Below are 12,572 nucleotides of genomic sequence, written 5' to 3' on the forward strand. Positions count from 1 at the left end.
GAATAGGTGTTCAGATAAATCAGAATACGCATTCAGCGGCACCGGCTAGCGTAAGAGCAGATAAATAATCTTCTTCATGCCAAAGTCGGAGCGCTGTAATTAGTTGGTGCTCTGCGATTTCTTCTGCCGTAAGTTCTGAATCTGACATATTTATACCTAACGCCGCCAGCACGCGCGGCTTTGTATTGAAGGCGAAGCCGCAACGGAAAAGCCGTCGCTGTGCCTGACCTTGTTAGCCAAGCTTTGGAAGATCAAGATATATAGATTTAATTAATTCTTTACCATATTTTCGTTCAAGCTTCCGCACTATGAAATGCCCTCTAGCCATATCTTGGAAATGATCAATGAAGATGGTATTAATTATTGCTCCGCCAGCAGCGCCGATTGCTGGTATGGCTTGAGCTGCTGCTTTCTCTGTAACTTGAATTCCAAACCGTTCAGCAACTTTTGCAATAAACCTAATTAAGATGGGCGCACCTTCGTCAGTAATTGTTTTTCCTACAAGAAACTCTGACGCTTCTGCTACGGATCTCGCTAATACAGCTCTAACCGCATAATATCCGCTTTCTGTGCCATCATCAGATTCGCTATTGCCACCTAGGGCAAAAACTTCCAAACAAGCCAGTTTAGTTTCTATAGCTGATATGGATTCACCTTCGCTTCTTGCAATGTCGGCTATTGATCGTAGCATTATTGAAGTTGATATCGGCAACTCAATGGATATTGCTGCGATTCCGAAGAAGCCTCCAACACCTCCACTAACAGCTACGCCAAGTTTGTGCCAAATATTAGATGACTCTTCTCCAGGAATATCTTTCATAGTAAAAACTGCGGCTTCTGATGCTTTAAGCAAAGCAGTCTTTGTAATTTCCCCAATATTTTTGTTCCAGCTATCAGGTAATAAGCCGAGCCCTTTTTCAATTGGGGTACCAATGAAATTTGTCACTTTTGCGGCAACACCAGGATTTTCTAGAAGATTTTTTGCAACTTGAAGCTCTTTTTTATCTTGATCTGTGAATTTTAATTCCATGAGGATCTCTCTAGTGGGTATGTGGCTAACTTTTTAATAGAAGGGGGTCTGCGCGCAAGTCGAACATTTTTACGCCTTTTTTCCTGAATTCTACTCATACCAAACTAACGCTCACGTACCTTTTTTTCAATAAGTTTTTCTGGCATCGGTAAACTTACGTGCGGCAAAATTTATACAGCCAGCACGCTAGTTTTTTTTGAATATACTCAAGCTGGATACTTGGGAATTTATTCAGTGGTTTGTGCTAATAAACGGAGTTATTAATAGGCATTTAACATAGCGCCGAGTTTCCGCTTTTGGCACAAAGCTGCTTTTTGGTCAGTGGTAAGGTGACAGCTACAACTGATCAGTTGTCCTTCCAATGGGTTAGTCCATCAAAGGGTTTTAATCACTCTCTGGCGCATAACACGCACCTCAGGTGAACTGAGTCGTCGTGAATGCCCTTTTTATTTTATCTGCCTGCTCATTCAATCCAGAAAAAATAGCGCTACTTATCGACTGTGGAAAACCTGCTGGCAATCTAGCGGTCACGTCTGCTATCACGTGTTCTGTTTGTGCTGCCATTTGCCGCATCATCTCGACTACTTTTTGGCTGGAGAACCCTACTCGCTCGGCTGTGCTAACAAAATGGCGTGGCTGGATCATGGAGAAATGGTACTGACGATTTTTGCCTTCTAATGCCATCGCCATTTTGGCTTTCTTTTCCTGGATACCAGCAGAAGCAAACAGTGGGAATGCGGAAAGCACGTCGTACAGTGGTGTCATGCGATAGGATGAACCAGCCTCGATAAACAGACTAAAGTTTTTGCCATGACCATCGATAGCCGCCAGCATCCAAAACAAAATTTGCGTCCGGAAAAAAATCTCACGATCTGCACTGGCCAAGCGGGAGCCTAACAGCAAGTGCATTGAATTTTCGATGCCTGGACCGCCATCTGCCTGATACTTTAACGCTGGAGCTATTCCCATAGCCTGACAAAAGTCTTCCTGCGGTAAACGCATCAGCCACTGCCCGTTTTGCGACCAGCGTCTGTCAAAGCGCTCGACAACTAAGACTTTTTTTTCACCAAAAGTTGCAAGCTCCGCATTGGCTGTATGCAAACCAAATGCTTTGGCGATGTGCAGACACAGCCATTCATTGTCACAGCTTTCGCTGAGGTCGATATTGTGATGTTCCAGCCGGCCTATCGGCAGTTTCAGGATATGACTGGTGGCTGTACTGCCAACGGGCAATTGCCACCGTCCATCGGCCCAAAGTAGCGCTGTTTTCTCCTGCGCCCCCGCCAGTGAAATTCGAAAATCACTGTGGTCAGTCATTCCGAGCGGTGCGGTTTGATAACCAGCCAACAATGCTTCAATTTGAGTCACTGTGAGTGGAGTTGCTGTCATTGTTGTCACAGGTGGAATTTGGTTTTGGACAGGATATAACTGGATGGCGCCAACACAATCACGGCCTATTGCAGCGAGCAGATCAAATGGATGAGTGGTCGCTACCTGAAACCTGGCCTGCATTCAGCAAGAATTGCCTCTGAATCAGGTAACAGGTTCTGAAAGAAATTAAATACTGCCGAGCCCCGATGGCGCTGTGTACGAAGTGGCAATTATAACGAAATGGGCCGTGCGTCAGGGTATTGCAACCACGAGGTGGCATATTGGAACGACATAGCACCGTTACCATCGCGGTATAAAGTTCCGACTTCTTCGCCATTCATCGCAACCTGCAGTATCTGCGCGCGCATGCTTTACCACTCCCGTTTTTTGTTGCTACCGTCCGTTAACTCGGCACCTCTTTTGCTGACATGCAGCTCTAGATCCAGTGCGGCTAAAATCTTGAATAAGGTTTCAAGTTTGGTCGATTCAGGCTTCAACTCAAAATCAGAGACTGTGGTTTGTTTGATCCCCACCAGATCCGCAATTTCCCGCTGTGTATTTTGCCCCAACTTACGCTGTTCACGGATTGCATTCGCGAGCGCCGCGGGTGATGTTACTCCCATAGTTCACCTTACAAATTTAACCCCTATAAAGGTTAAAAGAACTTTAACCCCTAAAGAGGATATTTTCAATTGTATCCGCCATAGGGGTTAAAATTATTTTGTTTGATACGGTCGCGTTTGTAGTGCGCACCTTAGTGCTGTTAGGTCCCTTTACTACAAAACATGACCAACCCATCTCAATAGTTCACTAGACTTTCGCTTCTCAATGCGTCGCATTAACAAGCTCAAGCCTCGTGAACCTAAAAGCTGAAGAGTACAGGTATCAAAAATTGCAAAATTGAGACTGAAAAAATCGTTGCTCGACGCTCCTAACCGGCGTAAAGAGTAAACAGACACAGAGATTGAAGATCAGTAGACTATTAGTTAAATCCTTTATTTATATGGGTTTCAGAATGATCAAACATAACCCTAATACAGTTTCTGTTCGAACCTGATGGATGCGCCATATAAATCAAACACTTAGAGACAACTCAAGTGGTTTTTTTATGTCCGGTGACCAATCGGTGAGCATGGCGTGACCATTCATTTGATTACCCCCCTTTTCTGACTCCATAAAATAACCTTTGCTCCGAAAGTCCACACTTTGAATTAACTATCTACCAGGATTTTAGTTGTTTGGGATAACCACTGTCTTTTTTTGCTAATTCATCTAAAACATCTGAACCTGATATTTGGAAGCTTGACGATAATGCCTCTCCGCGAGAGGCTCAAGTATCGCTCTGTGAGGGGTTGCAGGGGAAGTTCCTGCGGTCTACTCACCTCAGTATGGATGAAGACGATAACCAAATTTTCGTGGGAAATGCTGTAGAGAATACGGCAACAATGAGACATCTTGAGTTAAACATGCTTCGGGCAGAGACCAGCAAAGTGATGAGCAAGCCACGTAAAAAGCGCAAAGCCCATATTGATGAAAGTTATCTTGAGAAGGTTGTCATGGCAGGCTTAGGAGTGGATAAAAAATAAGCATTTACGATCTTGCCTGAGACTGTGATTATATGCTATTCCATATGCCAATGTCGCCAAAGTCGAAACTCGCCCTGGCGAGATCGTTCACGCATGAAGGAGAGCCATCATAGCAACGCAGCCGCAGAACGCCGAACTACTAGCAGGTTGGATGAATGGGATTGCAACTATCTCGTCATTCGCAAATACGATAACTACCTATCAGCTTCCGGACGCGTCAACTCTGAGCAGGGTTGGCGGCGCTACCTATAGCAATCTCGTCGAAAGCTATGGCCAGGTGGCACAGAGCTGCTATTTGTGGTTGGAGGGGGTGGAGCCGTTGCTGAACGCACTGCCGCAGGTCTATGTCAGCCTGAACCCCGACGTTCAGTCCTTCTTCACCAGTTGCCTGACGGACGCCGCAGCCCTTCAGCAGAACCCCGGCGATCAGGCGGCACAGCAAGACTTGCAACAGCAACTTTCTTTGCTCACCAGCCATATCCAGGGAATCCAGGACATCTTATCCGCCACTTCCGGTGACGCATCCGAATATGCGGGCACATTAGAAAACAATGTCGGAGCATTGCAGACAGCACTGCAGGATGTGTCGACCTTGTACAATGATGTAGAAAGCGACATCGCATCGCTTCAGGCGCAGATCTCGACGCTGAACAGCAAGATCGCGGCCCTGCAAGTGGCGGTTCCAGCGGCTGAGGTCACGACCGGCATGGGACTGATGGCCTTCGCTCTGCGCATTCCGCTGCTGATGTCATGGAATCCGGTCGCTGGCGGCATTCTGCTGATTGCCGGTTTCATCGGCGCCAGCATTGCGATGATGGAGGAGTCGGCGCTGAACCAGGACATCCAGAACCTGCAGGCGACACTTCAGGCCGCAGCCCTTGACCAGACCCAGGATATCCAATCGGTTTCCGCCTTGCTGGCGGCACAGGGGACCATTCAGGGAATGTTGGTGCTGGCACAGTCCCTGACAGCCCCCGCCGGCCCCTTCACGCAGATCGCGCAGGTACTGGAGCAGTTCGTAACGCAGATGCAGCAATCGATCACGGACCTTGCACAGGCGGCGCAGGACGATAATGGCGGCCAGATCACGCAGACGATCACCGACCTGCAGGGCGCGCTGTCGGCCTGGAACCAGGATTTCGCGCTGGCCCAATCCCTTCAGCAGAATGTGAACGTCAGCGTAGATAGCCAGACCCTCTATGTCGTAAACAACGGGGCCGTCACAACAGTGCCGCATACCCCAGTCTCATCTTTCCAATGAAGGAGCCTCCCATGAGCGTCAGTAATAACCAGCTTGCCACGACCCTTGCCGACTGGGGCAATTCCCTTGCCTCGATGAATGCCTTTGCCAATTCGGTCAACGCCTATCAGATTCCGGCCAACACGACGCTGAGCAGAGTCGATGGCACGACCTATGATGATCTGGTCAGTAATTACGGATCGGTCAGCAGTCAATGCGTAATGTGGATTGAGGCAGTTGGCCCGATGATCCAGACGGTGCCCCAGATCTATACAATCAACAACGCCGGTATCACCGGCTTCATCAACGCGGCAATCCAGGATGCCCAAGCCCTGATCGTCAATCCCAACGATACGGCAGCGTTAAACGATCTGGACAATCAGATCAACGCTTGCCAGCAACACATTGCCCTTGTGCAGTCCACAACGAATTCGAACCAGCAGGAGCTGACAAGTTTCGCAACCAGCTTCGCGGCCGAATTCACCAGTCTCGGCACCGCGCTGTCGGACCTCACGACCCTTTACGCCGATGTCCAGAGTGACATCAGTTCGCTAAGTTCCCAGATCGACCAGCTCAACAGCAAAATCACCGAGTTGGATTATCTGATCCCGGCAGAGATGATTGCCACGGGCGTGGCCGCCATCAGCTTCGCCACTCGCATACCAGTACTGATGTCGTGGAACCCGCTGGTCGGTGGCATCCTGATCATCGGTTCCTTCATTGGCACAGCCATCGCCGAGATGGAAGAAGCTGCCCAGCAGTCGGAAATCACGTCGATGCAGCAGACGATCCAGAACGACCAGGCCATGCAAACGCAGGACAATCAGGCACTGGTCTCGATCTCGTCGATGAAATCACAATTGACATCCTTTCAGAGCACGATGAGCAACCTGACATCCAGCACCGGCCCCATCGCTCAGTTGCAGACGATCCTGAGCGAGTTCCTGACCGATTGTGCGAATAGCATCGCCGACCTGCAGCAAGCGGCGAAGGATGCGAACAGTGGCCAGATGAACGAGGCGCTGACCGACCTGCAGAACGCCCAGAGTGATTGGGGCTATGCCTACCAGATGGCCAACAGCTTCGTCACCAACCTTACCCTCTCGATCAACAATCAGAACGCCTTTGTCATGAACAACGGCAAGGTGACGCAGATCGCCTTCTGATAATCATTTGGGACCGGCCGGTCGTCAGCCTGACGCGTTGGGGGTCGCATCAGGGCAGACGCCACTGATATCCCGCTTCCAGCGAAGTATGGCGCTTCCAGAAGCTGGGCGCCCGCTAGCCCAACAGTGCTCATTGATGCCAGCAACATGATTGCCATGCTGGGTATGGTGGAGTCTCATCGTCATGCCTGGGAATGGCAACTGCGCCGCATCAACCCCAATGCCACCTGGCTGGACAACTGCAGCAACGCCACTCACTTCTCGTTCGCCAAATACTATCGCCCTGCCGATATCTACATAAATAACCAACTAACAGCCTTGGGGGGTCATTGAAGCGGGCATTACCACCCTTATTGATAATTCGCATAATAGCAGCACCGCTGCGCATTCGGATTCAGCCGTTGAGGCTCTGCTGGATGCGGGCATTCGCGCACCAGTAGCAGAAGAGTGGGACAAAGCACAGTGGCTGGGGAACTGGCAACGCTTGCAGCAAAAGTATTTCAACAATAAGCATGACAGCTTGGTTTTTCTGGCGGTCATGGCTTAGTTGGAGCCAGAGTTATGGGCCGAAGCTCGCAGACTTGCGACCGCCAATAGTCACTGAATTTTTTGGCTCTTTTACCGTCTTTGCCCAAAATGCTTGTACATGAATATCACTCATCTCTTACTCCTGAGGCAGCGCAAAGCACTCCCTTTTGTATTAACAAACAGATTTACAGTGTTTTAGTACAGTAGTACCAATCCACGTAGTTATGGCCTTGGTCTTTCCGCACTGCTGCATCCGCCATTGTTGCCGGTGGAGGAACGATAACTGGTTCACCCGCATGCCAGTTTTCTGGGGTTGCTATCTTATTTGCATCACTGGTTTGCATGGCTTCAAGCATACGAACGAACTCGTCAATGCTGCGGCCATTACTCATAGGGTAATACACCATGGCTCTCATAATGCCATTCGGGTCAATGAAGAAAGTCGCACGAACTGCCGCAGTATCACTAGCACCCGGTTGGATCATGCCGTAAGACTTTGCGACCGCCATTGACAGGTCGGCAATGATTGGGAATGGAATTGTGACACCAAAGTTTTGCTCAATACTACGAGCCCAGGCAATGTGTGAGTGCACACTGTCAATGGACAAGCCCAATAGATCACAATTCAATGCGGTAAATTGGTCTGCCCGAGTCGCAAAACCGATAAATTCGGTTGTACAGACGGGCGTGAAGTCAGCAGGGTGCGAAAACAGTATCAACCACTTACCTTTATAGTCGGCAAGCGATTTCATACCGTGCGTAGTCTTTGCAGTAAAGTCTGGAGCCGGTTGATTTAATTGTGGAAAAGCTACAGTTGATTCAGTCATCTCGAATACCTCAGTTGTTTGGTTGGGTCTAACTTTAGTATTCAAATTTAGTATAAGCATATAACCAAAGGAAATAAATAAATTAGACTAATCTAATTCAACAAATCGATGAATAAATCAAAATTAGATTTTTTTGATTTATATCAATATCTTGGATTAAACCAATCTATAGTTAGAGGGGAAAATAGAGATTGAGGTGACTCATAATGAACAAAACTTTGCTGACGTTTCTATTTGTGATCGCCAGCACAGGCTGCAATTTACAGGCTCAATAGCCCAAAAATGAGCCGGTTCAGGTCATCCAACCTGCAAAAACAACCCAACCGGAGAAAGTTGAACCGGGTAAACAACTATTTTTGACCCAGGTTTATCAATGTTGCGTTTGATCTCTTGTAACACTCTCCACAACCTGCCTTTAGACGGAACAGATAACCTAAAAACTTCTGTTGGATATAAATGGCGGCCTAGACCAGTTAGTTCGCCTGCAATATTCAAACTGAACCAGGGATAACGAATGCTGGCCTTTATTAATTTAATGAATGAAATAATAGTTTCTTTAAAAGCTGACCAATTTACTTACTGAATGCGCAGATTTTTTAGGGATCTCGAGGCGTAAAAAGATGCCTATACCCAAGTAACTTGAAGTTGCAGGGCGGCGACCACTCAGTTCGGGGATGGCAGAGCCGCTAATTTTCAGGAACAAGCATCAGGGCCGATACAAACAAAGGTTGAATTGGCCTTTCTATTTGCATGATGGCGAGTCTTCTACTTTGTCTGATCCTCCTGATAGCCCCCTATCCAATTTGCCTCATCCACTGCAACAGATTTCAGTAACTTTCTACAGCACTTAATTGAGCATTTCATGCTGCTTAGGTTCTGCATGCCGGATATTAACCTCTTCGTGTCGAATGTTTTCGATGCTATAAAAGTGCTAAGAGAGTACATACAGGTTCAGAGAGTTGACCATTTAGCAACAGGCGGCATCTCTGGTCAAGAGCTGACAACTTGACCAGGCTCCAGGCGTCCGGCTGGTCAAAAACCGTTCGTTATTTTTCAACAAAACTGTTATAGCTATAGTGTGTTGAACAGATTGCCATGAAGATTAACAGGTTAAACAAATGCAACAAGTACTCAGCAAGCTTTCGGTCATAGTCTTTGCTCTGGTATTCATTGGTTTTTATACTACCAGTGCAGCGGCAACTCCTGATGTAACCCAACGCATAAACAATCTTCAGGTTGAATACAGCCAAACACCGCTGGGTATTGATGTAGTACAACCGAGATTTAGCTGGCAAATGGCCTCAGCCCCCAGTAAGCGTATGCAATTCCAGACGGCTTATCAGATTAAAGTGTTAGACCCCTTACAAAAAGAAGTCTGGAACTCTGGCATTGTCAAATCAAAGACGTCACTCCACGTTTTGTATCAGGGCGAAGCATTAAAAGCCAAAAGCAGATACAGGTGGAACTTAACTGTTTGGGACGAAAATGAAGTTGCTTACACCACTGACTCATGGTTTGAAACCGGCTTACTGGATCCTAAAATCAGCGCTTGGCATGGCGCTCAATGGATAGGTGGCGACGAAGCCAGTCTGCCATTTTATGCCGACTATCAGTCCCTTTACGACTTAGATGTGTCGGTGAAAATACAGACTAACAGTAAAAAAGCCGCAGTCATCCTTGCTGCGGATGACCCACGATTTTTAAATAAACATAAAAATATTTACCAAACACAAAGTCAGAAAGGCCAGAGCTACTTTAAAGTTGAACTAGATATCAGCCCACTGCTCAAGACTTCAGCTGAACATGCACTGCTGAATTTTTATCGCTCTGGCTACACGCCACAAGATCAAGCAGAAGTGCCTGTTAAACAGTTTAAAATCAAGCAGGAAGTGCTGAACACAAGTAACAGACATCAGGCACATCGATTACATATCCACAATGAATACGGCACTCTGACAGTAAAACTTAACGATGTATCTGATTTTTATGTATCAGATAAAAACAGCCATCAGGACCACTCCCCACGCCAGGACGATGAAGCAAAGGTCACTCTAAATCCTGCAGGAGTAAACCATGAAGCGATCAGCTATGGCATGTTAAATTCGATAGGATTCGAGGTAGCTGCCAACGAAGTTGTAAATTTTGGCGAGTTGACAATACGTCATATCCATCAGCCCCGAAATAGCATAGTTCAGGAAACTCCTGTAGCAGGCTATTCGGGTATTTTTGCGAGCTATCTCACTGGAACAAACCCAATCCTGAGCATCAGAGACAATAGTTTTGAAGTTCAAGGTGGTCATGCTGGAGCCAAGGTGCTGGCCAAGCCAGTAACGATAGGTTCTCCTATGCTGCGCAGCACAGCAGATCTTGGTAAAGCGAAGATATCGAAAGCGCGTTTGTATGTTACAGCGCGCGGAATATATGAGTTTTTCATCAACGGAAAAAAAGTCAGTCACGATTTCTATAATCCGGGGCTGACTCAGTACAACCGGACTCAGCTTTACCAAACATTTGATATCACAAGCTTTTTAAAACAAGGCAATAATGCTTTTGGTGCGATATTAGGCGAAGGATGGTGGAGCGGCCTCCTCAGCTATGGGAATACCTGGAATGGATTTGGTGATCGCCAGTCTTTGTTGGCCATGATGATGGTCAGCTATGAAGATGGCACTGAAAAAGTAATCACGACTAATGAGCAAGAATGGAAGTTCAGCAACCTGGGGCCCTATCGCTATGGTAGTTTGCTGATGGGGGAAGTTTACGATGCAACACTGGAAGACGAATTCCAAAATTGGAGTCGCGCAGACTTCGACGACAACAACTGGACTCCGGCAAAGGTTGTCCCCTTAGAAGGCTCTGCAAGCATCGGCGTTCAGCCGAATATGATGTCCACTCCTCAGCAACTGAACTACGACAGCATGCAGCTTATTGGTCAAATTGGACAGCCGGCACGGGGATATCAGGTACTCACCGCCAAAAGCAGAACCGAAGTACGGCCTGGTGTTTTTGTTTACGACTTTGGACAAAACCTGGTTGGCGTACCTAAAATCAATTTTCATGCTGGTCAGGCAGGCCACATTATCACTTTGCGTTATGCCGAAATGCTTTACCCGGACAAACCTGACTCAGGCCCTAATGTTGGCATGATCCTGACAGAAAACTATCGTTCTGCCTTAAGCCAGGATATCTATACAATGAAAGATGGCGATCAGACGTATGAACCACGTTTTACTTCACATGGCTTTCAATATCTTGAAATAACAGGTCTGGAGAGCCCTCCGGCAACAGAGCAAGTACAGGCGCTGGTGATCACATCTATTGATAAAATAACATCCAGGTTTGAAAACTCACATACCGCAGTCAATCAGTTATGGTCGAACATTGTCTGGTCAAACATTGACAATTTTTTATCTGTCCCTACCGATTGCCCGCAGCGTAATGAGCGCATGGGATGGTCAGGAGATTTGAATGTTTTCGGACGTACTGCGACCTATGTCAGCAATTCATCACAGTTTTTGCGACGTCACATGCTGGCAATGAGAGATACTCAATCAGCAGATGGCCGTTTTGCAGACATAGCCCCTGTAGGTGGCGGTATTGGTGGCATACTCTGGGGGGTTGCGGGCATCACAGTACCGTGGGAAGCATACTGGCAGTATGGTGACACCGCTCTTTTAGCAGAGCACTACCCTGCAATGAAAAACTACGTCAAGTATCTTAGAAAAAATATCAATAAAGATAATGGTTTAATAGCAGATGCTCAGCTTGGTGATTGGCTCGGCCCCCGTAACAACCAGTTAGGTTCAGCTTTTCTCGCATCTGCATACCATATTTATGCACTGGATATCATGTCTGAAATAGCGAAAATTTTGGGGGAAAACACTGATGCAGAAAAATATAAAGCTGAACGGCTGGAGCGCACTGCGCATTTTAATAAAACTTTTGTGAATGACAATAAACGTACGGTAGGAATTATTGGTCAGGGCACGCCATTTAACGCAATGTCAGGACAGCTGAAGACCGTCGAAGCAAACACTCAAACCTCTTATGCTGTTGGTCTGGCACTCGGGGCATTTTCCCCCGGGTTAAGACAAATAATGGCACAACAGTTAGCCCAAACAGTCAGAGCAGAGAGTACAGATGACGATGGAATCATCAGACCAGCATACTCGTTAATGACTGGTTTTATTGGCACAGCCTGGATTAGTTCAGCATTATCAGAAAACGGCTACAGCAATGACGCCTATCGCTTACTTCTCAATGATCAATACCCCTCTTGGCTTTATCCCGTCAAGCAAGGTGCAACGACCATATGGGAAAGACTGAATGGTTATACTGCAGAAAATGGGTTTGGGGGCAATAATGGCATGAACTCTTTCAATCATTACTCCTTTGGTGCAGTAGGCCAATGGCTGATGGCCCACTCGGCAGGTATCCAGCGCGGTACTCCTGGTTTTCAACGTATTAAACTAAAACCTGAACTTGATCCCGAAGCGGAGATAAGCTGGGTGAAAGCTGAATATGACTCGCCCTACGGCACCATTAAAAGTAGCTGGACTATAGAAGCGGAAACTTTCATTTATCAAGCTAAGGTACCGGCAAACAGCACTGCAGAACTGATATTACCAGCAGAGTCACTGTCTGATATCACGGAGAATGGCCAACATCTGGCACAATCTGCAGGGATCAGTGAGCTGAGTTATAGCTCAGGCTTAGTATCTATGGAGCTAGGCTCAGGCGATTATAAATTCAAAGTGAAAAGATCCAAATAAGCAAAGTAAGGGATTAGGCAGAGCTGTTACCAACAATGCAAAACTGATCCAC

At 47.1% G+C, this 12,572-nt stretch carries 11 protein-coding genes and 1 pseudogene; 7 read left to right on the top strand and 5 right to left on the bottom strand.

The window, feature by feature from the left end; translation table 11 throughout:
- Nucleotides 1–232: 232 nt before the first annotated feature.
- From EMM73_RS19280 to EMM73_RS19290, 4 genes are all read right to left on the bottom strand, one after another.
- A complete protein-coding gene (locus tag EMM73_RS19280; protein ID WP_127688396.1) occupies nt 233–1,030 on the bottom strand; it encodes an EcsC family protein in 798 nt (265 codons plus the stop codon).
- Nucleotides 1,031–1,444: 414 nt separating this feature from the next.
- A complete protein-coding gene (locus EMM73_RS19285; protein WP_222422709.1) occupies nt 1,445–2,542 on the bottom strand; it encodes a HipA domain-containing protein in 1,098 nt (365 codons plus the stop codon).
- A gap of 89 nt (nt 2,543–2,631) precedes the next feature.
- A complete protein-coding gene (locus tag EMM73_RS20240) occupies nt 2,632–2,769 on the bottom strand; it encodes a HipA N-terminal domain-containing protein (protein ID WP_222422710.1) in 138 nt (45 codons plus the stop codon).
- Nucleotides 2,770–2,772: 3 nt separating this feature from the next.
- Nucleotides 2,773–3,024: a helix-turn-helix domain-containing protein gene (locus EMM73_RS19290; RefSeq protein WP_127688397.1), complete on the bottom strand. Its 252-nt coding sequence runs from the start codon at nt 3,022–3,024 to the stop codon at nt 2,773–2,775.
- Between the two features lie 765 nt (nt 3,025–3,789).
- On the opposite strand from EMM73_RS19290, the gene EMM73_RS19295 reads away from it, so the two are divergent.
- The 4 genes from EMM73_RS19295 to EMM73_RS20245 all read left to right on the top strand — a co-directional run bounded on the left by EMM73_RS19295 (nt 3,790) and on the right by EMM73_RS20245 (nt 6,726).
- A complete protein-coding gene (locus EMM73_RS19295) occupies nt 3,790–3,987 on the top strand; it encodes a hypothetical protein (RefSeq protein ID WP_127688398.1) in 198 nt (65 codons plus the stop codon).
- 151 nt (nt 3,988–4,138) lie between these two features.
- On the top strand, nt 4,139–5,248 hold the full coding sequence (locus EMM73_RS19300; RefSeq protein ID WP_127688399.1) for an HBL/NHE enterotoxin family protein: 1,110 nt from the start codon (nt 4,139–4,141) through the stop codon (nt 5,246–5,248).
- An 11-nt stretch (nt 5,249–5,259) separates the two neighbouring features.
- Complete coding sequence (locus tag EMM73_RS19305; protein ID WP_127688400.1) at nt 5,260–6,393, top strand: hypothetical protein; 1,134 nt, start codon at nt 5,260–5,262, stop codon at nt 6,391–6,393.
- 147 nt (nt 6,394–6,540) lie between these two features.
- Nucleotides 6,541–6,726 carry a hypothetical protein gene (locus tag EMM73_RS20245; protein WP_222422711.1) on the top strand — a complete coding sequence of 62 codons (186 nt, stop codon included), beginning with the start codon at nt 6,541–6,543 and terminating at the stop codon, nt 6,724–6,726.
- A 380-nt stretch (nt 6,727–7,106) separates the two neighbouring features.
- Here the strand turns inward: EMM73_RS20245 and EMM73_RS19315 are convergent, their stop codons facing one another.
- Nucleotides 7,107–7,748 (bottom strand): peroxiredoxin, encoded by a 642-nt coding sequence (locus tag EMM73_RS19315; RefSeq protein WP_127688401.1) that lies wholly within the window; start codon nt 7,746–7,748, stop codon nt 7,107–7,109.
- A 352-nt stretch (nt 7,749–8,100) separates the two neighbouring features.
- Here EMM73_RS19315 and EMM73_RS20585 point away from each other — a divergent pair, with 352 nt between their 5' ends.
- The 3 genes and pseudogenes from EMM73_RS20585 to EMM73_RS19320 all read left to right on the top strand — a co-directional run bounded on the left by EMM73_RS20585 (nt 8,101) and on the right by EMM73_RS19320 (nt 12,520).
- A complete protein-coding gene (locus EMM73_RS20585; RefSeq protein ID WP_409994319.1) occupies nt 8,101–8,259 on the top strand; it encodes a cytochrome c peroxidase in 159 nt (52 codons plus the stop codon).
- A gap of 607 nt (nt 8,260–8,866) precedes the next feature.
- Nucleotides 8,867–9,271 (top strand): annotated as a pseudogene (locus EMM73_RS20615) (glycoside hydrolase family 78 protein); the annotation flags it as partial.
- Nucleotides 9,272–9,385: 114 nt separating this feature from the next.
- Nucleotides 9,386–12,520 carry a family 78 glycoside hydrolase catalytic domain gene (locus EMM73_RS19320; RefSeq protein WP_186435301.1) on the top strand — a complete coding sequence of 1,045 codons (3,135 nt, stop codon included), beginning with the start codon at nt 9,386–9,388 and terminating at the stop codon, nt 12,518–12,520.
- Nucleotides 12,521–12,572 lie beyond the last annotated feature (52 nt).

Origin of the sequence: Rheinheimera sediminis (assembly GCF_004005375.1) — a bacterium.
Taxonomy (GTDB): domain Bacteria; phylum Pseudomonadota; class Gammaproteobacteria; order Enterobacterales; family Alteromonadaceae; genus Pararheinheimera.

Coding starts and splice junctions, on each gene's coding strand:
- EMM73_RS19315 (WP_127688401.1), bottom strand. CDS start 7,748: ATGACTGAATCAACTGTAGCTTTTCCACAATTAAATCAACCGGCTCCA.
- EMM73_RS19290 (WP_127688397.1), bottom strand. CDS start 3,024: ATGGGAGTAACATCACCCGCGGCGCTCGCGAATGCAATCCGTGAACAG.
- EMM73_RS19295 (WP_127688398.1), top strand. CDS start 3,790: ATGGATGAAGACGATAACCAAATTTTCGTGGGAAATGCTGTAGAGAAT.
- EMM73_RS20245 (WP_222422711.1), top strand. CDS start 6,541: ATGATTGCCATGCTGGGTATGGTGGAGTCTCATCGTCATGCCTGGGAA.
- EMM73_RS19305 (WP_127688400.1), top strand. CDS start 5,260: ATGAGCGTCAGTAATAACCAGCTTGCCACGACCCTTGCCGACTGGGGC.
- EMM73_RS19300 (WP_127688399.1), top strand. CDS start 4,139: ATGAATGGGATTGCAACTATCTCGTCATTCGCAAATACGATAACTACC.
- EMM73_RS19280 (WP_127688396.1), bottom strand. CDS start 1,030: ATGGAATTAAAATTCACAGATCAAGATAAAAAAGAGCTTCAAGTTGCA.
- EMM73_RS20240 (WP_222422710.1), bottom strand. CDS start 2,769: ATGCGCGCGCAGATACTGCAGGTTGCGATGAATGGCGAAGAAGTCGGA.
- EMM73_RS19285 (WP_222422709.1), bottom strand. CDS start 2,542: ATGCAGGCCAGGTTTCAGGTAGCGACCACTCATCCATTTGATCTGCTC.